Annotated in this window: 24 protein-coding genes; 4 read left to right on the top strand and 20 right to left on the bottom strand. The window is 47.2% G+C overall.

What is annotated here, in order from left to right:
- Positions 1-30: 30 nt before the first annotated feature.
- Complete coding sequence (locus tag QJS83_RS09275; RefSeq protein WP_284604232.1) at positions 31-1842, bottom strand: hypothetical protein; 1812 nt, start codon at positions 1840-1842, stop codon at positions 31-33.
- 234 nt (positions 1843-2076) lie between these two features.
- On the opposite strand from QJS83_RS09275, the gene QJS83_RS09270 reads away from it, so the two are divergent.
- Positions 2077-2460, top strand: a complete 384-nt coding sequence (locus tag QJS83_RS09270; RefSeq protein ID WP_284604231.1) for a hypothetical protein — start codon at positions 2077-2079, stop codon at positions 2458-2460.
- 54 nt (positions 2461-2514) lie between these two features.
- Here QJS83_RS09270 and QJS83_RS09265 read toward each other — a convergent pair whose 3' ends face one another.
- The 6 genes from QJS83_RS09265 to QJS83_RS09240 all read right to left on the bottom strand — a co-directional run bounded on the left by QJS83_RS09265 (position 2515) and on the right by QJS83_RS09240 (position 6768).
- A complete protein-coding gene (locus tag QJS83_RS09265) occupies positions 2515-2757 on the bottom strand; it encodes a hypothetical protein (protein ID WP_284604230.1) in 243 nt (80 codons plus the stop codon).
- 5 nt (positions 2758-2762) lie between these two features.
- On the bottom strand, positions 2763-4112 hold the full coding sequence (locus QJS83_RS09260) for a DUF3373 family protein (protein WP_284604229.1): 1350 nt from the start codon (positions 4110-4112) through the stop codon (positions 2763-2765).
- A gap of 238 nt (positions 4113-4350) precedes the next feature.
- Positions 4351-4749, bottom strand: coding sequence for a 30S ribosomal protein S9 (gene rpsI, locus QJS83_RS09255; protein WP_284604228.1), 399 nt, complete (start codon positions 4747-4749; stop codon positions 4351-4353).
- 14 nt (positions 4750-4763) lie between these two features.
- Positions 4764-5207, bottom strand: a complete 444-nt coding sequence (gene rplM / locus QJS83_RS09250; protein WP_284604227.1) for a 50S ribosomal protein L13 — start codon at positions 5205-5207, stop codon at positions 4764-4766.
- Between the two features lie 109 nt (positions 5208-5316).
- On the bottom strand, positions 5317-6102 hold the full coding sequence (truA, locus tag QJS83_RS09245) for a tRNA pseudouridine(38-40) synthase TruA (protein ID WP_284604226.1): 786 nt from the start codon (positions 6100-6102) through the stop codon (positions 5317-5319).
- Between the two features lie 75 nt (positions 6103-6177).
- Positions 6178-6768 (bottom strand): L,D-transpeptidase family protein, encoded by a 591-nt coding sequence (locus QJS83_RS09240; RefSeq protein ID WP_284604224.1) that lies wholly within the window; start codon positions 6766-6768, stop codon positions 6178-6180.
- Positions 6769-7017: 249 nt separating this feature from the next.
- Here QJS83_RS09240 and QJS83_RS09235 point away from each other — a divergent pair, with 249 nt between their 5' ends.
- Positions 7018-7278, top strand: a complete 261-nt coding sequence (locus QJS83_RS09235) for a hypothetical protein (RefSeq protein WP_284604223.1) — start codon at positions 7018-7020, stop codon at positions 7276-7278.
- On the opposite strand, the gene QJS83_RS09230 is transcribed toward QJS83_RS09235, so the two are convergent.
- The 6 genes from QJS83_RS09230 to QJS83_RS09205 form a co-directional block, all read right to left on the bottom strand.
- Complete coding sequence (locus QJS83_RS09230) at positions 7275-8375, bottom strand: porin family protein (RefSeq protein ID WP_284604222.1); 1101 nt, start codon at positions 8373-8375, stop codon at positions 7275-7277. The genes QJS83_RS09235 and QJS83_RS09230 overlap by 4 nt on opposite strands.
- On the bottom strand, positions 8375-9763 hold the full coding sequence (locus QJS83_RS09225; RefSeq protein ID WP_284604221.1) for a CFI-box-CTERM domain-containing protein: 1389 nt from the start codon (positions 9761-9763) through the stop codon (positions 8375-8377). Before QJS83_RS09225 ends, QJS83_RS09230 begins: the two co-directional genes overlap by 1 nt.
- A gap of 94 nt (positions 9764-9857) precedes the next feature.
- Complete coding sequence (locus QJS83_RS09220; protein WP_284604220.1) at positions 9858-10868, bottom strand: aspartate-semialdehyde dehydrogenase; 1011 nt, start codon at positions 10866-10868, stop codon at positions 9858-9860.
- Positions 10852-11709 carry a CDP-diacylglycerol--serine O-phosphatidyltransferase gene (pssA, locus tag QJS83_RS09215; RefSeq protein ID WP_284604219.1) on the bottom strand — a complete coding sequence of 286 codons (858 nt, stop codon included), beginning with the start codon at positions 11707-11709 and terminating at the stop codon, positions 10852-10854. The genes QJS83_RS09220 and pssA overlap by 17 nt, the downstream gene beginning before the upstream one ends.
- A 19-nt stretch (positions 11710-11728) precedes the next feature.
- Complete coding sequence (locus QJS83_RS09210) at positions 11729-12316, bottom strand: diacylglycerol/polyprenol kinase family protein (RefSeq protein ID WP_284604218.1); 588 nt, start codon at positions 12314-12316, stop codon at positions 11729-11731.
- Between the two features lie 208 nt (positions 12317-12524).
- Positions 12525-13025, bottom strand: coding sequence for a hypothetical protein (locus QJS83_RS09205; protein WP_284604217.1), 501 nt, complete (start codon positions 13023-13025; stop codon positions 12525-12527).
- Positions 13026-13160: 135 nt separating this feature from the next.
- Between QJS83_RS09205 and QJS83_RS09200 the strand changes: the two genes are divergently transcribed.
- Positions 13161-14201 (top strand): immunoglobulin domain-containing family protein, encoded by a 1041-nt coding sequence (locus QJS83_RS09200; RefSeq protein ID WP_284604215.1) that lies wholly within the window; start codon positions 13161-13163, stop codon positions 14199-14201.
- A gap of 36 nt (positions 14202-14237) precedes the next feature.
- Here QJS83_RS09200 and QJS83_RS09195 read toward each other — a convergent pair whose 3' ends face one another.
- Positions 14238-14642: an ExbD/TolR family protein gene (locus QJS83_RS09195; protein ID WP_284604214.1), complete on the bottom strand. Its 405-nt coding sequence runs from the start codon at positions 14640-14642 to the stop codon at positions 14238-14240.
- Positions 14643-14644: 2 nt separating this feature from the next.
- Complete coding sequence (locus tag QJS83_RS09190) at positions 14645-15274, bottom strand: MotA/TolQ/ExbB proton channel family protein (RefSeq protein ID WP_284604213.1); 630 nt, start codon at positions 15272-15274, stop codon at positions 14645-14647.
- 164 nt (positions 15275-15438) lie between these two features.
- Here QJS83_RS09190 and QJS83_RS09185 point away from each other — a divergent pair, with 164 nt between their 5' ends.
- Positions 15439-17160 (top strand): sulfatase-like hydrolase/transferase, encoded by a 1722-nt coding sequence (locus QJS83_RS09185; RefSeq protein ID WP_284604212.1) that lies wholly within the window; start codon positions 15439-15441, stop codon positions 17158-17160.
- Positions 17161-17163: 3 nt separating this feature from the next.
- Here the strand turns inward: QJS83_RS09185 and QJS83_RS09180 are convergent, their stop codons facing one another.
- The 5 genes from QJS83_RS09180 to QJS83_RS09160 are packed head-to-tail and all read right to left on the bottom strand — an operon-like array spanning position 17164 to position 23055.
- On the bottom strand, positions 17164-17853 hold the full coding sequence (locus tag QJS83_RS09180) for a hypothetical protein (protein WP_284604211.1): 690 nt from the start codon (positions 17851-17853) through the stop codon (positions 17164-17166).
- Between the two features lies 1 nt (position 17854).
- Positions 17855-19876 (bottom strand): FHA domain-containing protein, encoded by a 2022-nt coding sequence (locus QJS83_RS09175; RefSeq protein WP_284604210.1) that lies wholly within the window; start codon positions 19874-19876, stop codon positions 17855-17857.
- Entirely contained in the window at positions 19876-21051 is a 1176-nt protein-coding gene (locus tag QJS83_RS09170; RefSeq protein ID WP_284604209.1) for an FHA domain-containing protein, read from the bottom strand. Before QJS83_RS09170 ends, QJS83_RS09175 begins: the two co-directional genes overlap by 1 nt.
- Positions 21051-22718 (bottom strand): FHA domain-containing protein, encoded by a 1668-nt coding sequence (locus QJS83_RS09165; RefSeq protein ID WP_284604208.1) that lies wholly within the window; start codon positions 22716-22718, stop codon positions 21051-21053. The genes QJS83_RS09170 and QJS83_RS09165 overlap by 1 nt, the downstream gene beginning before the upstream one ends.
- Complete coding sequence (locus QJS83_RS09160) at positions 22705-23055, bottom strand: DUF192 domain-containing protein (RefSeq protein ID WP_284604207.1); 351 nt, start codon at positions 23053-23055, stop codon at positions 22705-22707. The genes QJS83_RS09165 and QJS83_RS09160 overlap by 14 nt, the downstream gene beginning before the upstream one ends.
- Between the last annotated feature and the right edge of the window lies 1 nt (position 23056).

Here is a 23056-nt window from a genome sequence, read left to right as displayed (position 1 = left end):
AGAAAATATGGATAAGCGTTATGTTTCTCTTCAGAAATTAATACCCATCCCTAGCGTGCCGTAAAAAGTTGAAAGCTTCGCGCCGGAGCCGTCAGAGTCTTTTTCAAAGTAATAACTTTTAATTCCAAAGCCAGCTTCGCCAAAAAAGCGCGGCGTCCACATGACTTTGCCGTGAAAATTAAGGACGTAATCGTCACCCAGCGACACGTCGCTATCCATCGACTGAATGTATTTAATAAATTCCATGTCGACCCATTTCGGGTAATTCATAAACGGAATTTTACTAAATACGGTGTCGATACCTTTGGGCATCGAGCGCGCCCAAAAAATTCCCGCACCCACTTTTGGAATATTGAACTCGCCGAGAGTGACTGCTTCATAAGCCAGAATCAATCCGAGCGCTTCATCCTTTTCCCAAAGACCGGGATTAAATCTGTAACGAAGATCGGCATCCATCACTTTCAAATCGACATCTTCTGAAGCTCCTGTGGAATCGGAAGCTGGCAACTGATTCAAGGACGTAAAATATTTCGCTGTGACTCCCCATCTTTGCTTCGACAAATAATAATTCTGCCAGCCAAACAGATCGTTGAACCACCACGAAACGTGGCCTTCACCCATAATCACATATTCGCCGTCATTCGTGACAACACCCGTAAGACGCAGACTGGCCTCGCCCGCTCCGCCACGATAAATATCCAAATATCCCTGATGCGTGGATTTTTCGCCCGTAATATCCAACATCACCGTGTTCTTCGCGTATTTCTGCGGAGCTTCGAATTCCCAAACATGAAGATTGTCCTCCATGTCCTTGTACATCATTTTGTCTTTAGAAAGATAAGTCCCGGTCAAAGTTTTTTCAGAAATAAAACGGCGGTCTTTCTGACGAGGAGGATCCGTGATTTCAATCTGATAAGTGAACACCCCGCCCGCTTTTCCCGGAATGTGCAGCTGTGCATTCTTCTGAACGATGTCTGCCTGCCACAAGTCATTCGTGATGTCGATGGTTCTTTGAAACCCTAGAAGCTTTGTGACTTTGCCATAATCATTTCCCACCAGTGTTTTTGTCTCAACTCCAAGAGGCGCCGGCATCTCTCCCGTGAGAGTCACCATCTCTGGTTTTTCAGATTGAATCATGTCTTTAACAACTAAAGGTAAAGGTTCAGAAACAAATTCGTAGGTTGCTTCTGAATTGAGAGTCGCCAAAAATTGCACGGGTGCTCCGACAGCAACTTCCTCTGAACCCTGCAATTTCTTTTCTTCGTTTTGCAAAATCACACGCGGAGAAGCCGAAGACTTTGCCAGTCCCATCTGCATGCCGCTGTCATTAATCTCCATTCCATACCACTGTGTGCACATGCCGCTGTAGCCCTTTTCCACTTCAGTGCGCAGACAGAAACGGAACTTCTCGCCATCTTTCCATTGTGGAGCTTTACTTCCTTTCAAATCATTAAAAGACCAGGCACCTTCACCTTCGGCTTTTTGCTTCCACAGCTCTTTACCCTGTTGATTGATAATGGAAATTTCCCCGGAGGAGACAAGTTGCTTATCCCACGTAAAATTCAAAGCATCGTTTTCCAATTTCGCGACAAACGAATCATTCGAAAAAGTCAGAGAACCAATTTCTAATTTCGAACCTTTGGATTTTTTCAGATCATACTCAACGCGGGGATTTTTTATTTTGAGCTCTCGGTCCATCACCGAGAAAAAAATAGGACGATTGAATTCGGGATGCTTGCTTTCATTTTTACTTTCTGTTGTTTCCGCGGCGACCGGCGGAGTCTGTGCGTAAGCAAGTGAAAGTCCGGCGGCATAAATCAAAGATGCTAATATCCACTTCACAAGATGTCCCTTATCTATTCGAATTTTCCTTAACGTACTCTAATTAAAGAATAGACAAGATCTGTTAAGGTGTCCGTTAATTCCCAGCGAAAACGGACCTTTCTCTAGTTGGACACTGCGGTCAGTTTCCGCCAATTTTTCATCCACTCGAACGGATATTGCGTTGCATTTGCATTGCGCCCCCGCCCCTCGTGAAATAGCCTTCCTAGCCGAACACCTAAATGGAGGGTTTTAATGAAAAAGCTAGTTATGGCAGCGTTGATTCTTATGGGTTCCTCTGCAATGGCAGACACAACTGTTTTGAAATGCGCAGTTCCTGAAAGCACTTTCGTATCTTTGAACATCGATCTAGCAGACGATCAATCTGTTGATTTCGTGATGGTGAACTTGAACGAAAAAAGCAAACAATCTGTATTCTTCTCGCAAATGGAAAAAGGCACAGTGGCTGCACAAATCGGCGCTGGCTACCTTCAACTTTTGGCTTTGACTGACAAGTCTGCTCAAGAAGATGGCGTTATCAAAAACACAGGCTTCTTGGCTCTAGGCAAAGAAGCTGATGGCACGTTCGGCGGTTTCTTGGCTGCCAACGGCAACATCTACCCATTGTCTTGCAAATAGTTTTTTATTTCGCGAGTTCAATTAAAAAGAGATCCTGCAAAAGGATCTCTTTTTTTATCGGCCAATTACACCTGAATTCGGCTTCAAACAAATCACCTTACAAGTTTCGTCGACCTTTACTAACGTGCCCGGAATACAACTCAAATAGAGCGAGCGGACCAAAGACAACGCCTCTTCGTTCGAAACTTTTCTCTGACATTGTTTGACCAAGGCTTCCTGGACGGACTCCACCTTGCCAGCGTAAGCACGAGGCACCAATGAGATTAGAATAAGAAGTGTTCCTAATACCCTCTTCATAACACTTAAAAGTCCGTTCTCATATTGACGTACAACGTTTCAACCTTACGATCTGTCGGGGCCGCCGGTCCCAAAAACACCGGCAAATTCGTCAACTGCTGCAGACGATAACCGCCACGAAGAGTGACGTAGCTCATCCATTTTTTTGTGACATAGACGTGATGGCCGACACCATTTGTGCGGTAGAAGTCGGTCAAATCTTCTTCTGCTCCAGAGAAATACACAGAGTTTTTGGAAGCCTCCAACCACTCATAGCCAAGCGACCATTTCTCCCAACGATAGCGCGTAGAAATCAAAGCAAGATTTCCGTAAATCGTGTCGGACTCTTTCACTGTGCCGAAACCTGTTCCGGGCCCGTTAAAGAAACCGCGGCTCTCGTTCTGGTTGTAACTAAAATTCAATGAAATATCGAAACCGCTCTGCCCAAGACCATCGAGTTCTACCGAAGCTGTCGCTGCACGATAAAGAATATTTAAATTCGAAGTTCCCGCTCCCGAAGGAATAGGTAAATCCGTGAGTTGGTAACCCTGCAAAATAAATCCCAACTGATTCGTGAAATCGACATTTTTGGAAGAGTAGTCCGACTGAAACGAAATCAAATCCATGATCGTGTTCGTCACACTTCCCGTCGGAGTTCCCGCATTAGTATCTTGCCGCGGAGGATTCAGAAAGCCATCGGCACCTCCCGGAGTTCCACCGTTAACCGAAGTGAACGGCGTGTACAAAAGGCGCAAAGCCCATTGATTGCCTTCCGCAAGATAACGATCCAAGCGATATGTCCCGGCAATGCCGTCCAAAATCGAATTGTACGACATCATCGCATAAGTTCCCGAACGAGGAAGCAAATCCCAGAAGTTGCTGGGCGAACCATGAATCGTCGGCAAACGACCCACAGAAAGAGTCCAATCGCTTCCCATAGGAGAAAGATCCGCATAAGCCCGTTCAAGATAAACTTGGCTGCCCGCTTCGGAGTAAGCGATTTCTAAGTCTTCATTGAAGACGCCGCTATTACCTTGTTGTTGCCAACGATTGAAAAACTTCGTGACGGTCGTGCGCGAATACACCTTCACCTGTGGATTCACTTCAGCATCAATATTCAGAGAGAAGCGCAGACGCAAGTAATCCAAGGCATCGTGATCGCGTTTCACAGGATAGGTTTCTTCAGCACGAAGGTCGTCATAAGAAGTGACAAGAGTTCCGCTAAAGGAAAAGTAATTCAAACTTTGCTGGGCTTCCAGCTCTGCCAATCGCTCTTCGACAGTTTTCTTTTCTACGACAGTCGTCGTAACGGGCTCTTGCGCATGAACCGCCGAACTGCAAAGCAATACTGAAATGATCTCTCTGATTATGCCCATGAAGCCCCTTCGAAATAGGAGTTATCATCCACGAACATTGCAATCAATCAGAGGAAAATTACAATTTGCACACTATAATAAACAAATTCGAATGAAGATCGTGGCCGCATTGACCTAAGAAAGACAAAAATGCCAGGAAAGCCTTTTTGCGCGACTGCCCCGAAGGGGTTGAGGGCCGGAGCAAAAAAAAAGGGAAGCTGAAACAGCTTCCCTTTTCTTCTCCGATAACTCGAAACGATTAACGTTTAGAGTATTGGAATCTACGGCGTGCACCTGCTTTACCGTATTTCTTACGCTCAACCATACGAGGGTCACGCATAACAAATCCTGCTTTCTTAAGAGTTCCTTTGAACTCTGGGTTGAAAGCGATCAAAGCGCGAGTGATACCCAAACGGATCGCACCAGCTTGTCCAGACTCACCACCACCAGAAACAGTGATTTTTGCGTCGAACTTACCAGTTTGAGCCAAAAGGTCTAGAGGCTGTACGATCACCATGCGTGATTGCATACGGCTCAAGTACTCATCGGCTTTTTTACCGTTGATTGTGATGTTACCTTTACCAGGTTTCAAGAAAACGCGCGCAGAGCTCGTTTTTCTTCTTCCAGTTGCATAATAGAATTTATCTGCTGCTGCCATTGTCTATCTCCCGATTACTTCTTTTTAGAAGGGATAGTGTAAACAGCTGGCTTTTGAGCAGCATGAGGATGCTCAGCACCAGTGTAAGCCTTCATTTTCATGATGATTTGACGAGAAAGCTTGTTTGTAGGAAGCATTCCGCGAACAGCTTCGTGAATGATGAAAGTTGAATCTTTCTCTTTCGCTTGAGCTGCAGTCATCTCTTTCAAAGAACCGAAGAAACGAGAGTGACGGTAGTATTTTTTGTCATCCCATTTAGTTCCAGAAAGCTCCATCTTGTCCGTGTTGATGATAACAACGAAGTCACCAGTATCAACGTTCGGAGTGTAGATAGCTTTGTTTTTTCCACGAAGGATAGTAGCTACAGTAGTCGCAACACGGCCGACTTTTTGGTCAGCGGCGTCGATGATCCACCATTTTCTTTCAACTTCTTCTGCTTTTGCATTGAAAGTTTTCATTAGGGTCTCCAGTTTCTTATTGAACAGTCAGTTTTACCGTCTGCCTGTTCGGCAAAATTTTGTTTGAGTTTACAACGGGCTCTTACACTATTTTGCGGGAAGGGATGTTTTAAAGTTCTATACACCTATTGTCAAGGTCCTGTGGATAATAAACGCGCATTAAATAAAGGCCTTGAGCGGGCGCCGGAGGACCGGCTTGGCGGCGGTCTTTTAAATCCATTATCTCTTTGATTTTGCTAGGATTTTGACCTTTTTTCTCGATCATCAAAGAAGTCCCGACGATGTTACGTACCATCTGTTTAAGGAACCCACTCCCAGTTACCGTGAACTGCAGAACCCCCGGTTTGCGCCATTCCCAGTCCGCTTGATAGATTTCGCGGATCGTATCCTTAACCGGCGTACCTACGGATTGAAAGCTCTTAAAGTCATGATTTCCCAAAAGAAACTTCGAACTCTCTTGCAAGTGCTCGATTTGGATAGGCAGTCGAGCCCACTCTGCATAACGGTTCAAATGCGCACTCGGGCGGGGGCGATTGATGATCAAATAGCGATAAGTCTTGTGAGTCGCCGACAACGTCGCATGAAAATCCTGGGGCGCCAACCACGCCTTTTTCACGACGATGGATGGAGGCAATTGAGAGTTCAAAGCCCAGCAGATATCCCACTTTTTCGCAGGATCTAAATTTCTTGAAGTCTCGAAGTGACAAACTTGATTGAGAGCATGGACGCCGGCATCTGTGCGACCGGAAGCGAACAAAACAATCTTCTCGTTAAAAACTTTCTCTAACGCTCTTTCGATCGTTTGCGCTACGGAGATTTGATCTTCTTGCTTTTGTTTCTGCCAACCGCAGAACCCGGTTCCGTCATAGGCCACCGTGAATCGCACTTTAGTCATGGGACGGAAGGTACCAGCTTCCTTTTGTCTCCACAAGTAACCCGGTACCTTTTTCTCACGAAGGGAAGCAGGTACCTATTTGGATTTGCAGATTTCGATGACGGTGCCTACGTCGACGATATTGTAGATCTCGTACATTTCAGAGTCTGTCACAGCGATACAGCCCGCTGTCCAGTTGTAAGGGTGAAAACCCTGCACGAAGTTTCTAAAGTCAGGACGGCTCGGATTTGGGAAGCCGTGAACCATGATGTCTCCACCCGGAGATTTTCCTTTAGAGCGCGCAAACTCCACGTCGCTTTTATTAGGGTATGAAACATGGAGGCTCAAGTAGTAAGCACTTTGCGGGTTCTTGCCGTCGATATAATAAATTCCTTCCGGAGTTTTATTATCGCCCTCAAACTGCTTATGACCGCGCGGCTGAAGACCGAACGCCACTTTATAAGTCTTAAGAACAACCTCATCCTTCATAAGATACATCTCGCGGCGGTCTTTCGAAACCAAAAGGCGATCCACTTTCTTCCCGTCTTTTGAGAAGCGCGAAAACTGATCCGCATTCAAGCGAGGCATATTATCCACGCGCTGAAGATCATTACAATACTCAGTTTGCGCAGCGAAGGCAGATGTAGCGAACAACGTATGAACGAGAATTAGAAGAAGTGTTTTCATGAGGGTCTTTGTAGCACAAGCCGGTATTTTCCTCTTGAAGATTCAACGTAATTTAGCGGAACAGGCTGAGCTAAAAATAAACGCAACATGAGAGTGTCAACGAAGTTGACGTTCCTGAAGTGACTACATGACAGGACAGAAATGGTCACTCTTGAGAGTGTTCTCTTTTCATAGTCCCTTGACGGCAGCTTGGGATCAGCGTACTTCATGCCATCTTTTTAAATGAACAAAAAATCCAAGGAGAAAAACATGAAATCATTAATCGTGGCTTTGATGATGGTAGCGGGTCCTGCAATGGCGCAATACAACTCTTCAGAAGAGATCAGCTCTCGTCCAGACGACTTCGAAGTTCTTTTCTTGAGCTGGTGTGAAAACAATAACGTAATGGCTGAAAACAACGGCCAAGTTTACGTTCGTGCGAACTGTTCAGATGCAGGTCTTAAGTGCCAAGCTATCGAAACGTTCCGTCACAACAGAACGATCTTTTCCGCTAGTTGCCAAGAGCCTTAGTAGTCGACTGTAATACCAGCCCCTGCAATACCTGACGTGAAGTCAACATCTTCACTGAAGGTATTCAGGTAGCGGTATTCCAAAGTCAGCCAAAGATTAGCGATGCCGTATTCGGAACTCAAAGTAAAAGCGGTATCGCGATCCAACGCGGAGATATTAAACATCATACCTCCCGCTCCATAAACGCCTGGCGTCCCCACAACAGACGGCGACTTTCCATCATCACGATATTCGACAACACCAATATAAGTTCCACCGCCCGAGACATAGGGTGCGAGCCACTGACGACTCATCCACTCCAAGCGATAGACGACTCCTAAATTCAACGGAATTGCGATGAAGGTGTATTTCTCTTTGGCCTCTTCACCGACGTGATCGCCTTCGATAAAGCGTCCGTTTCCGTTAGCAAGCATGATCCCGCCACCGAATTGCACGCCCAGCTTTCCGTAATGATTGAAAGGCTGCCATTCGTAATCGAACATAAACATCGGCTGCTGCGAACCTGAATACATTGAATCAAAAGTCGTCGTACCGTCGGCCGAAGTGATTTTTGGCGGATCAATCATGCCGACGCGGAATGTTCCGCTCTTGTCATGCTCTTCGCCTTCTTTGGTCTTATAAATGTAGGCGCCTTCTTTGGTGATCGTCAGCAAACCTTTGGCTGCTTGCGGATGCTCGATATACTCGACGCCCCCTTTAGCGGAGCGACGAACCGCCTTGCCTGGACGAGATTTCGGCAAAGGCTTCACCTCTACAACAGGCGCTTCAGGAACGGAAGGCTCTTCCACGATCGGCGTGGCTTGGGGCTCTTCGAAGATCAATTCGTCTTCTTGTTTCTTTTCTGATTCTTGCAGCTGTTCATTCAGGTTCACCGTGCTCTTTTTTTCGGGCTCGGCTTGCTGGAGTTCGTCTTCGATACTTAAAACGTCATCGCCTTCGACAGCCTCTAAAGACTGATGTTGTTCCGGCAGAGTTTCAAATTCGTTTTCCTCTTGGACAAACGGCGGCTCTTGGGGAGCTGACTCGGTTTCTTGCGCCCAGGAAGATTGAAAAGCTGTGACGGCAAGAAGAGCGATGAAATAGTTTTTCCAAGTCATCACGGCTCTCCTCTATAACGTCGGCCTACGATCACACGGCGATAGAGTTCATAAGCGCTGACGGCCACCAAAGACCAAATCAAAAGGGTCGCCCAGAACCCGAACGACACACTCATTCTTGCAAAGAAAAGAAGAGGCCATAAAGCCGCACGCACAACTGTTTTCGCCACTTCGCTTTCCGCGATCATATGCGCGTAATAAGGACTGTGCTTGTAATAGAATTTTACAAAACTTTTTCCCCAAGAGTACGGAAGCAGATATTTGTTTCTGAAATCGCGGAAGCTTTGCACTTCGGGAGCCATCTCGCTGCCAAACGCCGCCGTCGCAATAAAACATTTTTTATCATCAAGCAGACCGACGACTTCAGCAGGCGTCGTACACAACTCCCCGATGGGTACTGGTGTCGGAGTCGTCGTGTGTCCCGGAGCTGGCGTGAAGAACGAAATAATTCCCGTCGCATCCTGATTCGCCATCACCATGCAATAGCGCGTTCCGTTCGTCAGGCCGTCGATACGATTGTCTGCAACCGGCGGACTGGCTGTTTCTTGAACGCCGATAGTAAAGAAGGGAGACGCATTTGAAATACGCGCCACCGTGGCTGTATCCGCTTCCGCCGTTTGTTGTTCTTCATAGAAGAAAACGAGGTCTGTGTAATTGATGCCCGCCGCTGTTGAAGCAGGATATCCCGGCGCGACCACTAAATTATCCGCGTAAATTTTTTGATCGCCAGGGAAGGTCTCGAAATGACAAAACCCGATCGAAGCGGTTGCATCCGCCGTATTACAGTCTGTGTAGAACCAGTCACTGCCGTCCGTCGCCGCCGCACGCACGGAAACTTTAAACGGTAGAGTATCCGCCGTCGTTGTTCCTGAATTTGTGATCTCGAAACCAACTTGCAGGTCGGCCGAAAAACTTGTCGCACAAGAAGAGCCCTGTCCTGCGGCATTACAAAACTCACCCCAGGTCATTTGCACAGTAAGAATACCGTCAGCAAACGTCGGAGATATCGTCGGCGTGAATTTATCTTCATTAACCTTGATTAAATAATTCGTCGCACTCGCGCCTGCGGTGTTCGTCGACACCTGAATTGTCATGCGCAAGTTCGGATAAGCATTCGTCTTATTACATGTCCAAAGTTTGGAGCCGGAAACTGCAGCCCCAGTACAACTATCGCAAGTGGAAATTCCGTCGCCTGTACAACCACCGGTAAAACCGCCATAAATAAGCGGCTTAGTCAGTGTCGTGAGATCTTGATTAGAGACGCCAGAAATAGAAACAAGTTCAACCGTCGCCAGTGTCTGCGCAGAAAATAAAGACAACCCAGCACCGAGCAAAAGTGCGGGAAGCGTAAGACCTTTTCTAAATCCAATCCTTGGAAGTAAAGCCATATCCCTTAATCGAACCATGCCAAGGTCGGGATGTCAAAATAAGCAGCCCGACCAGACCTTCGTCGGTTCATCTCGATACTGGGCGGCTTCGGCGCTAAGAGTGGAAGATTTTTTCGGCGATTTGAATGCCGTTCAATGCGGCCCCTTTGCGGATATTGTCTGAGACAACCCACATCAACCACATTTTGGCATTTTCCGGATCGCGATGGATACGACCTACATAGACGGGGTCTTTGCCGGAAACATCGCGAGCCAAAGGATAATCCGATTTCTTAGGATCATCTTGAACGACAATACCCGGAAAGTCCTTCAATGCGGCCATGATGTCATCGCGTTTTACTTCTTTATTCAAAGTCACCCATACGGATTCGCTGTGCGCGTTCAATGCAGGAATACGCACGGTGAAAGCGGACACCTTAAGATCTTTTTGTTCCAAGATCTTGCGTGTCTCTTTCATAATCTTCACTTCTTCACTGCAATAACCGTCGTCGTTGAAAGAACCGATTTGCGGGATGCAGTTAAAAAGAATTGTGTGCGGAAATGTTTTTGCTTCGTGGTTGTCTTTCTTATGGTTCGCTGTTTGTTCCATAAGTTCGTCATAACCACCTTGACCGGCACCGCTCACCGCTTGATACGTGCTCACGCGCACTTCTTCCAAACCAAACTTATCTAGAAGAGGTTTCAAAGCGACAACAAGTTGGATCGTCGAGCAGTTCGGGTTCGCGATAATTTGCGGCTTAGAACCACCATTGATTAAATGACCGTTCACTTCAGGCACGATCAAAACAGTGTTCGGGTCCATACGGAAAGCGGCCGAGTTATCGACAGCAAACGCACCGGCTTGAACAGCCTTCGGAGCCCATTCTTTGGAGATGTCATCTCCGGAAGAAAAGAAAACAAGATCGAGGCCGTCGAAACAGCCGTCCTTCAAAATTTGCACGGGCCACTGTGTGCCCTGCAATTCGATTTTTTTACCCAGGGAATTTTCAGATGCAAAAGGGCGCAACTCAGCAATAGGGAAGTCACGCTCTGCCAGGATATTCATGAAGGTTTGGCCGACCATTCCGGTCGCGCCTACCACTCCGACTTTAAGTTTTCTTTTCATCTTTCTTCGCCTCTTCTTCCTCTTCTTCGAGGACTAAGTCGCTCTCATGCACTTGGGCCGGAGCATACACACTAGGCTTAATCTTACGGATGTTTTTACCAAGTCTGAAAATACCAAAAATCGCCCCAAGACCAGCATATCCCATGAAAAGGACAAACAACATAACTTCAGGACGTAAAGCCACAACCACAAGAACACCGACACCCAAAATGAGATAACGGAATGGCAAACGCTCTTTCAAATCCAAGTCTTTGAAGCTGCGGAAACGGAAGTTGCTGACCATCACAAGAGCCAACAAGATCGTCATCACAAGAAGACCATAATTCCCCATAGGATCCAATTCCAAATCTTGGAATGCCAAAACAGAGGAGGCAACGATACCCGCCGCCATTGGAATCGGAAGTCCTTGGAAATAGTTCTTCTCTACAACGTTTGCTTGTACGTTAAATCGCGCCAAACGAAGCGCACCGCAAGTGACAAAAAGGAAACATGCGACCCAACCCAAACGACCGAAGGGTTGAAGCGCCCACAAGAACAACAACACGCCCGGAGCCATACCAAAGCTGACAAGGTCGCAAAGAGAATCGTACTCAGCGCCGAACTTACTTGTTGAGCGAGTCAAACGTGCCAAGCGGCCATCGAGCTGATCGAAAACCGCAGCGACAACAATCGCATAAGCGGCATAAAGAAAGTTTCCTTTGATGGCTTGAATAACAGCGAAGAAACCCGAGAAAAGGTTCCCCGTTGTCATCAAGTTAGGAAGAATATAGATGTACATTGCCAAGCGCTGAGCGCGAGCTTCTTCAGAGTCAATTTTGTCTAGATGAGTTTCAGTTGCCATTAGTTCTCCCGCGAGAACTTTATCCTACGGTGGCAAAAAAACCAAAGAAATAAAACAAGATAGTAAGACCGACCGCACTCATCAGAGGCAGAGTCAAATTGTCATCAAGTTTACCTACGGGAATAAGCTCCGCGAACGCGCCGACAAGGCCTGCAAACAAGCTCACGATGATCAAACGATCCATCAAATAATTGTGATACAGCAGATAGAAGAATGTCACCGCGGCACAAACGAAGAACGCCGCCATAAACCCTTGAATGGATTTGTGACCGAAAATTTTGTCTTTACCGTAAAGAATACCAAAGTAACTTGCGATAGGATCCGCGAATGCCAAGAACAGAAGAGTAAGGCCCACGATCTCGCGCGGAAACAAAACATCAACGATAAGAACACCGCTCAGCAGGTAGGTTGTCCCCGCCAGTTTTTTCACTTCGCTTTGACGCATGATAGGCTTAAACGCGTGGACAGCAAGGTCATTCAATGCAGGATATTTTTGACGAGCGAAATCAATCGGAACAAAAAGAAGCCACGCTGTTACAAGGATCGTCATGGAGACAGCCGGTGGAAGGTAGACGTACGCCAGGAACATCGTGAAGACTCCCGACATATGCCAGATCTTTCGAGCATAATGAATGTCCGATCGCTTCTTTAAATCCACTGGTTGTAAAAATCCTTCAATCAACATCAATCCAAATCCAGCCGCATTTTTAGTGTGCAAATTCCGCAACGCCGGCTACCTTAAAGGCAGAGGAAAGGAAGATCAATTTAATTGATCTTACTCTAGCGATACGCATTAAGATATTGATTTGTTTATGTTAAATCTGTGATGAACGAACGCGAACAACCTCTTCCACGGCTTTTCCGGAACGTTCGCGATAACGAATCGCAATTTCGTTCTCCCCGTTCTGCAATTGGATGAGGTCTGTTTGATATTTGTCAGAGCCGCGGCTGAATACCGAGGCTGTATAGCCGTTGCTTTTGTTAATGATTTCGATGTCTCCAGTTTTGTAATTCTTCAGGCAATTCTTGCCCTGGAATTGCACATACGAACCCGTAATCTTCAGCGAAGCTTGGCCTTTTTTTGCACAGCTTAAATCATACTGCGTGAAAGAACTCAGCGCGGAAGGAACTGTGTGCGGTTGTTGTTGCGCAATGCTCGCAGGCACACGCGCTGGCGATGGCTGCGCCGCCACCTCTGAAGACGGCACTTCGTCATCATTGTTGGCCAATGTTTGAAACGTTGGAATCCCCATTAAGAGAACTAAAATCAACGTTACAAAAATCAATTGTGTGTCTGTGGGTTGACGCTTGAACATGATGTCTTGATCGGATATCCCGCCCAGGACTTTAGCTGTGTCATTTTGAGAAAATGACCGACCTAAACCGGTTTTACTCAAGTTTTTCCACAATTCTTCCGTATTTTAGTCCAGGTAAATTCGGGGGAAGTTACTATGACCAAACGTATTCTCAAAAGGATCCGCAATTTTCGCGTCCTCTCTGGTCTTTTGATCACTTTCCTCACTATTTTAAGCTTTCAAAACTGTGCGCCACAAAATTCATTTAATTCGAATGAAGGGGCCAATTCTAGTCCTTCGACGGACGGAAATAAATCGGGGGGCTCTATCTGGGATTCCCGCCCTGGAAGCGGCTCTGGCAGCGGCATTAACATCGGCGGAGGTTCCGGCGGTGGCGTGAACGTAGGTGGCTCCGGTGGTTCTGGCGGCGCGATTGTCGTCGGTGGCGGAAGCTCGGGCGGAGGTTCCACAGGAGGTGGCAGTGTCACGCCGGGCGGCTCTGGCGGAGGCGGCACCGTGAACAATACGTTCCGCATCACTTCACAACCAAAAAGTTTAAGCGTGCTTGAAAAGAACGACTTTCAACTTGAAGTGGTGATCGCGGGTGGTAAAGCTCCTTTTACTTTCCAATGGTACAAAGACGGCAAATCAATTGATGGCGGTTTCGGAAACTATGCTTTTTACTATGACAATGCATCGTCATGGTCGAAAGATGGTAACTATCACGTTGTTATTAAGGACGGCTCCGGCCAAGCCCTGCAAAGCAGTATCGCGCGAGTCACGATCAGCGAACCTGCAACAGGCTGCAGTGCCACGTCTTATTTCACATTCACGAACGCAAGTTACGATGCAGCCTACAATTATTTCGGCGAATACTTTGATGGACCTCGTGGAAAATTTTTGTTGAACCGAAGCTACGACGCTCATGGATTCCTTTACAGTTATCCAAGTTATGTGGGCTTGAGCGCTTACAACGTAGGGGCTTTGAGTTATCTGCAAAAAACAACGTTTAGTTGCAGAACGACGATTCCGCGCATTCATACTCCACAACAAAATCCGTCGTGGGATTACGAATACGGATACAACAATCGTTATGAGGACAACGACCAACATGTTTATTCAGGCGGTATTGTCTTCGAATGTCGAAATCAAAAGCTGAAACTGATTTCAAACACCTGCCAATGGGTGAGACGCTAAAAGAAAAAGGGCTCTGTGCAGAGCCCTTTTTTATTTCTATTTTTTATCGATACTGATTGCAAACTTTTTAACTCCGGCGCCCTTGACGATATCGAGGACTCCGACAACTTTCCCGTGCGGAACGTCTTTATCCGCCGAGATAATTGCTTGCACTTCCGCGTTCTTGGTGAACTCTTCGGTCGCTTTAACTTTAACGTCTTCTTCATTCACAAAAGAACCGTTCAAGTTGATGCGTCCGTCAGCTGTAAGCGCAATGTTCAGCTTACTGGGAGCGGTTTGATCGCCACTCGCCGCTTTAGGCAAATTAACGTTGATCGTGGGTTTCATGAACATGGGCGCTGTCACCATGAAGATGATCAGAACCACAAGGATGATATCCACCAACGGAACAACGTTAATGTCCGCTATGGACTCGTTGTCTCCATCATATTTCATTCCCATGACTACACACCTTTTTTCTTAGCGTAAGCAAGGCAAAGTTCTTTGACGGATTCAAGGCTTTGGAAAACGCTTTTAACTTGTTTGCTGTAGTAGTTGTAGAAAGCAACAGCCGGAATCGCCACGAAAAGACCTGCCGCCGTCGCAACAAGGGCCATCGAGATACCTGCCATCACAGTTTGTTGACCTGCCTCAGGAGCCGTTGCCAAATCGTTGAACGCTTTCATGATACCCAAAACCGTACCGAACAATCCCACGTATGGAGCGTTCGAACCCACAGTCGCCAGGAAGCCCAAGAATTTTTCCAACTCAGGGCGCTCAGTCAAAGCAAACGTGTTGAAAATTTCTTCAAGTCCTTTGCTGCCGGAGTCTTTCATGTGTTTAAGAGCATAGCCTGCAGCGCGGCCTTCAAGAGAGTTTGGATCTTTCGCAAGATCTTCAACGTCTTCTACGCTATTGCTTTGTAAAGCAAGTTTGATGCGCGCACGTACACGTTGAGATTCCGCAGCCACTTTTTTCAATGCAAAATAACGTTCCAAAATCATTCCGATGCTCAAGACGCTCAAAAGCAAAAGAATCCATAGAACCACTTGATCGGCTAAGTGAGCGACCGTAAATATTTTTTCCGCGAGCATGGGTGATTTCCTCCAAATCTTTGACTGTGCAAAATTATTGATCCATTATCTCTAAAACCCTTCCTCTTGGTCAAGGTATGCGAAAAATCATTTTTGTACTTCTCGTCACTCTCATGAGCTTAGTCCAGCTATCCTGTCAAACCAACGACAGGAGTTCTATTCTTGTGATCGCCGTCGACGAGTTGACGATCACAGATGTGACTTGCAGTCAGGAAAGTGTCGAGAGGTCTGGTTTTCAATTGCTTTGCAACGAGTCTGTGCGCTTTACGCACGCGTTCTCTCCATCCACGCTGACTGTTCCTGCGTTGTCCTCCCTTCTCACGGGACTTTATCCTTTCCAACACAAAGTCCGACATAACGGCGGACCGGGACTGGCTGCAGAGATAGATCTTGTTTCTGAACTCGCCCTTCGCCGAGACTACCGCACTAGTTTTTTCTCTGGCGGGGCCCCCGTCTTTCGTCGCACGGGATTGAATCAAGGCTTCGAACTTTTTGAGGACAACATCGTTCCTAACTTCAAAACACTGATTCGCCCATTTAATAAAAACGCCGAAGCGTTCACGCAATGGCTTGACCAGGAAGTTGGAAAAAATTCTTTCTTCAGCGTGATCTACGTGCCTGATCTTTTGTTTTCGACGACAGAGACTGTGACGGATCTGGGGGAAACGCGGAATCTCAGTTTCGAAAGTCAGGTCGACGAACTGGATGAGAGTCTTTACGAACTTATCAACAAGCTTAAAGCCACGCAGCGCTGGGATAGTACGACGGTGATCTTCGCAGGTCTGAATGGACATACGACAAGCGAGCGCTACCGCGAATTGTCCTCCCTCAACTTGCATGGCGAAAACACGCAAGTGGCTTTGTTCATCAAGCCCGCGCAAAAAAAGAAACGCGATGAAGCTATTCACTGGAAGATCGATCAGAACGTCAGTATTGTTGACGTCGGTCGTACGCTTTATGAACTTTTGGGCGAAACGATTGTCGAAACAAATCCTTCCTTTCCCGCACACTCTCTGCTGAACGTTTTAAAAAGTCCGAATGTGAATTGGCCCGAGGACCGACCTCTTCTGATCGAATCCGGTTGGGCTTTGTGGAGAAAAGCGGGTCCTTTGCGAACGGCGGCGATTTCCAATCATGTTCTATACATCAACGACGAAAAACCTCTGCTTTACAATACGCTTGTCGATCGTTTTGAGGTCAACCCTTTGCCTCTTTTGCAAGAAAGCATTCTGCCGACGACGCAAAGACTGCAAGGCCTTTTAAGCAAATTTCAGTTCCCGGCGTTTCCACCTTTGAGTTCCGAATGGAATGCAAAACTAAGTATTCCCTATGCACGCTGGATGCGACCGGATCAAGAGTTTTCATTGCTCAAGGACCTGAAACGCCTTTCTTCTTCTCAGACACAAAGTTTGGATCTTTTGAATTGGACGGCGCAAATCGCCCTCAACCAAAAGGACTGGGAAACATTGAAACAATTGGGCAGTAAAAATAGAGTGCAGGCATGGCAATATGTCGGCGAAAAAAATCTGAACAGCAAGTCCGCGAAAATTTCGGATCCTTGTTTTCTGCTTTTGACCGACAAAGTGCTTGAAGCAGAACAACTAAAAAATTGTTCAGACCCGTTGTTTTTGGAATTTATCGACTGGCTCCGCGCGGAAGATCGCGGTTTGGCGAAGGACACGCAAAAGAAGCGCTTCGAGAGATCTTTCAGAAACTATATGCTGGATCAGCAAATTCAAAGAACCAACATCGCCGCCGGCTTGATCTGGGATACGTCCCGCGACAACATCTTTGCGCCCTCACGCACGGAATTAGCTTTGCATTTGCCTGAATACGGAAAAATCCGCGCGCAAGTTTATAAATCCATTCAAACGGAAGAGTATTAAGAATCAGTCTTGATTCATTTGCACAAGTCCCAGCCAAAACGGCGATTCGGGACTTTCTTGAATCATGCGATTTGTGATCGTACTTAACTCAGCGGCTTGACCGCTGTGCACCCATAAAGAAGAGGCTACAGACGAACTGGCCAGCAAAACCAATTGATCCCCGTCTTGCACATGCGTGTGACCGCATTGCACGTAGCAAGTCGGATCAAGCCCCAGAAGCTGCGCCGGTAACGGAGGCAAAGCCTCTGAATCCACAGGCAGCTCGCTAGACAGATCCAAACCGATCGACAAAGGTTGCAGGCTTTGATTTTTTCTTTGAATAAAAAGACTTGGACAACCCACCTGGCCCCACGCGACTTGCTGGCCCCTTTTAAAAAGAGCCAAAATTTCAACGCCCGAGAAATACTCCATCTTGTTTTCACCGCGATAGAGGATGTCATTCGCAATCAGCATTCCCGTGCGCACATAGTTCACTTCATCTGAAAGGCAGGTTAAGAATTCAAACGGAGACGTGACTTCCACGTCGGACTTCGCGGCGTTGACGTATTTAACGACCTCGTCCATCGCGCGTTGTGCATGCTCAGGCTGTCCCCATGATGTGGCAATGACAATCAAAGAACCGTCGTCTTCTTGATGGATCGCCGGCTTGGGACGCATGATCTTGGTGCTGTACGAACGTTCTTGCAACTTCACTTTACAGAGCTCCGTATTTCTTCAACTTGATGTAAGCCTTCTTGTAGTATTCTCCGTCCGGAATATCGAGTTCGAGAATCTTCTTCCACTTGTCTTTGGCACCGGCCTTCGACTCGCCTCCATCAACGTTACCGAAGCTCTCTTCAAGAATACCTTCTTGATAAAGAGACATCATCTGCTTGCGAAGTTCGACGACATAGCGTTCGATTTTCTCGGGCAATTCTGGATTTGTCGGATCCAACATGCGCGCTTTACGAAGAGCGGTAATGGCGCCTCGTAAGTTCTGAGCTTGATAAAACTTTTCCGCTTCCGCCTGAAGGCTGGCTGTTTTCGAGTTCATCATTTGGCGGATGGAAGCAATATTCCTCTTCGACTGACCTTTGAAACCATTTGGATCCGGCAGTCTTGCGTCGATCACTTTCTCGTAAGCCGCAATCGCATCCAAAGGTTTGCCTTTTTTATGCACTTGTTGAGCCCGATCAAACAAATTACGCAATTTCGAAACCTGCGACTGATAAGCTATGCGCTCCGCTTCCTTGGCTTCTCTTTGCGCATTGATCGACTCCACTTGCGCTTTCAAGTCAAGGATGCGCGGATGCTCTGGATTGAACTGCAACACAGAGGACAAACATTCATCCAAATCGGCCATCGTAATTGAAGGATTGATTTTCTTCTGGCACTCCGCCGTTTGTTTTTGGATTTTTTCTTCCGTCTCCGCTTTCGCTTTTTCGATCTCTTCCTGACGGCGTTGCTGCTCTTGAATGAAGATCGCTTCTTTGGAAAGACGTTCGATTTCTTTGATATCTTCATAATCAGGAATTACTTCCTGAATTTTGATGATCTCATCTTGAGCAAGCTGATACTTTCCTTGCATGTAAAGATTCTTGGCGTCTTTATAGCGCTGACGAACCAAAGCTTGTTGTTCAGGTTTTAATTTCGCAAATGCCTCTTGCGGAGAACCCGGAGCAGAAGCACTGCCCGGCGCCGGCGCAGGAGGTTTTTTCTCTCCGCCACTAAAGAAATACGCTAGCGCCAACAGTAAAACAGCGGCACCGATAATTTTCGGGCGATTCTTTTGAAAATCAAACTTACCTGTTTCTACCGGAGCATGCCCCGGCATTGCGCCACCCATCGCAGGATATTGCATCTGCTGTTGGTAAGGCACCGGAGCCATACCGCCATGATTTTGGTAAGGCATCAACTCGTGAGACATCTGCTGCTGATATTCCATAGGCACGGAATCCGAGCCCATAGGAACCAGCGGATTCGGCGGCGCTACGTTCACCATTTCCAATCGACTTTGGAAATGAGAATCATGCAACTCAAAGTACAAATAGTTTTCTAGAACGCTGATCGCATCGCCACTTTTAATAGGCGTCGGCTCCGAAGAAGAAATCGGAGTCCCGTTGAGAAGCGTTCCATTCACGCTCCCCAAATCCAGAATCACATATTGAGAACCCGCTCTGCGAATCTCAAATTGGCGACGACTGACGCGTTGATCTTTGATATGAATCTGGCAGTTCGGATCACGTCCCGCTACCCAAGAATCCCCTTCATCAAGACGGATCAATTCCTTGGCTTCGTTCTGTGAATCCACGATCTTAATATAAGCCGCCGTCGGCGCGACCCCGATGACAGTTTTTTCTTCACTGCCGTCGAAGCCTTCGCCTTCTCCGCTTACTGCGGGAAGATTCGAGGAGGTTCCTTGATGAACGGCGGCAACATCATCCGTCGTATTCAAATAATCGAATTCATAAGGAGGAATTGAAAACTGTGTGCCGTGATCCAGGTTAAACTGCTGAACCTGCTCGCCGTTATGAATGACTTCTCCATAACGGGAAACAACTTCTACGCTCCAAACGCCATTCGCGAAAGAAACTTTAAAATGCTCGCGTGAAATCCCTTTTTCCGGCTGTAAAACAATATCACAGTCTTCCTTGCGGCCCGCGACGTAGGAGCGGTCCTCCGAAAGAGTGATATCGTAAACAGGTTTTCCACGCAGACGAACTCGGAGACGTGCCATTAGAAACGACCCTCCAAATTCAACGTGCATTCTTCAAAGAACTGTTTTGCTTCTTTATAACTAGGATCATCTTTACGATTTGCAAGCATGGTCATAACGTTCGAGTAATTGGACTGACACATTCTCCAGTTCTTCTTTTCTCTATAGCGGTTGCCTTGAATCATGTTGAACTTCACCAGTTCATCAAACTTAATTTTAGCGAGATGATAATAACGTTTCGCCAATTCATTTTCAGGATCTAAGTTTAAAACAACCTGGAAAGCTTCGCGAGCTCTTGCGTACTGACCTTGCTGAAAGTCGCGGAACCCTTTAATAAAGTTTTCTTGGGCCCGGCGATATTGAACGGAATCATATTTTTCTTTTTTGATTGTGAGAAGTTCCTGAGAACGTTTCTCTGCATCTGCGACGTCCTGCATGGAAATTGCGGAAGTCCGGAATGCATTCGGATCCTTTTTCTCGCCATTTTTGGACGGTGACAGCAAAAACCATCCGACCAAAGCCACGATCGCAACGATTCCATAGAATCTTGCTTTCGGATTTTGCATAAGACCTCCGCCCGATGAGGCTCCTCGCGGAACTCCCATTGTCGGTGTAGGTCCTGATGGTGGCGGCTGATAACCACCATATTGCATCGGCTGCGCCGGAGGCATAGAGGCGGACGGCATCGACGGCAAACCACCTTGATTCATTGTCGGCGTTTGCATAGGTCGAGGTTGCTGGAATGCCGGTGTTTGGGCCGGCATCGGCTGTGGCATTTGCGGTTTTAGAATCGAACTCGAAATCGGAGATGGTGTTGGCGCTGCCGCCGGCATGGATGCCGTTGGGGCAGCCGGTGTCGGAGCGGGCGTCGGCATTTCCATGTGGAAACGAATTTCTGTATCACCAATTTGAACCACAGACTCATTATTGAGAATTTCAGACTGAACGTTCTGAGAATTCACCAAAATGAAATTCTTCTGACTCAAATTGACGATCACAAACTCGTTACCACGCTGTTTGATCTCGGCATGTTGACGACTTGCGCGTGGATCACCTGACAAAACGATATCGTTCTCCGGCCCACGACCAATGGACACGGAGGCTTTCGTAAAGGTCGCCTTAAAACCGATGTGCGGCCCTTTCACGATTTCAATATCGAATTTCAAAGTGTCTTTCACTTGCGGAGCCGCACTCATCAAGAGCCTCCGCCATCAGTGGGTGACACTGTCACTACGTAGTAATCCACTTCTTGTCCTGTCGCAAAAGCCTGACAGCTTAAAATACAAAGATGACCGCTAAACTCGAGCTGATCGGTGTGAATCGCGCGCGGATTTTCACGCGTGCGCACCATCAAACCGTCGATATTCTGTTGCAAAGCCACATCCGGAATCGCCTTAAAAAGCTGGCCTTGCAGTTGCGCCACTTCCGCGCGCGCTACTTGAGCAAACGCGGGACTGCACGCGATAATGCGACCCTCTTTGGAAATCGCGATACTTGGGAAGCCGATCAACTGCACCAGATTTTCCGCTTCTCCGTCTTTATTAACAAAGCCCGCGGCTCCCGGCGAACCGCTGTCGGTCTCTCCGTGAATATACCGCGTAAGCAAACTGTTGATATTGCCGATCAACGCCTGCAAAGGCGGGAACATAAAGTCTACTTCGGTGTTGTCTTTCTTTTCACGCATCGCTATATCCAACTGCGTATTGAGAGAAACCAGCGGATACTCGATCAGCTTATACATAAAGAAGTAAATAATCAGCCCAATCAAAGAAGCGATCACTAAAGTCTGCATGAACAAACTGATCGCACGACCGTCGTCGAACGCTAAGCTGCCAATATCGTAAAGCACGATCGCATGCGCCTTTACTGACTGCTCACCCGTATTCGGATCAAACAAGCCAATCGGAAAACTTGCGCCAATGGTAGACGAGTCCACCTCGACGGCCTGCGGTCGCATTTCGCGACGAGCCGAATGCACGAACGGCAGATCCGGTGTCGTCCCCGCGCGTGTCGCCGGAGCGAGGATCATACCGTCTGACTGCTGCACAATTAGAACTTGTTTTACACCATCTTCCGCTTCTGCGGCATTGGTGCTCAATGAAGAATAACTGTTTTGTAAAAGCGCCGCTTGATTGATTGTAGCCACCGTACGTGCGATGGAGGCTGCACGACGTTTGCTTTCGTTGATGATACTGGCGCGTGTGATTTGCACCATCGGAATCATCGATAAAAGTGTCGTTGAAAAAATGAAGAGAACCACAAACCCTAACAGAACCATTTTCAGTTCTAAGAATTGCGGCAATTTATAAACGCCCGGCAGAGCCACGCGATCTAAATAGTCATTCAATTTATCAAGAAGACCTTTTAAGCCACCTTGTTGATAAGCGGGTGCCGGTGCTGGCGCGGGACCCGCTCCGGGCATTCCGGCCATGGGCTGCGGCATGCCCTGAGGCATTCCATGCGGCATCCCCATTTGTTGCGGCATTTGCGGAGCAGCCCCACCGCCATAATAAGGCATTGGCGCCGGCACACCTGTATTCGTCGCCGTAGAACGTGTGTTCTGCGCACGTATCTCTGGAGCTGGAATCACGTCGACAAGAATATCGTGAACTCCCAGTTTATCTCCTAAACGCATCAAACCATTTTGAATACGGATCCCGTTAAGATAAGTTCCATTGCTGGATTTCAAATCCGTGATCACAATCTTTTCTTTGAAGACGGAAACTTCCGTGTGTTCTTTAGAAACACCAGGACTCACAAGTTTGATATCACATTGAGGTGCCCGACCAATCAGGTTTTTCCCCATTTTTAATTCTATAATTTGTCCCGCTTGCGGGCCGGTCAAAATTCTAAGCGCCCACATAAAGTTGATCTCCCACGCTGAGTTTCATCTTGCTGACGGAGCCTGAAGCCATTTCGATGACGGAACTGGCTCCCCATACAGGAAGGACCAATCGCCAAGGACGGACGTCTTGATAGACCGCCTTCACTTTTAAGTTCTTATCTACAAAAACACAATCAATTGAAAACTTCATAAAGAAAGTATGAATGCTGTTGCAATGAAGAATCCACAAGGCTTGGTCCTCCGCCAAAGACGAACGTCCCAACAAACCTTTTCCGCGCGCGGCAAAAGAGCGAGCCACTTCCAGCTTCGGAATCAATGTTTGATTTGTCGTTTTATTCTGCAACGCTGTCATCATA

Source organism: Bdellovibrio sp. 22V (assembly GCF_030169785.1).
In the GTDB taxonomy this organism is placed as follows: domain Bacteria; phylum Bdellovibrionota; class Bdellovibrionia; order Bdellovibrionales; family Bdellovibrionaceae; genus Bdellovibrio.
This window is presented reverse-complemented; position numbering and strand designations above follow the sequence as displayed.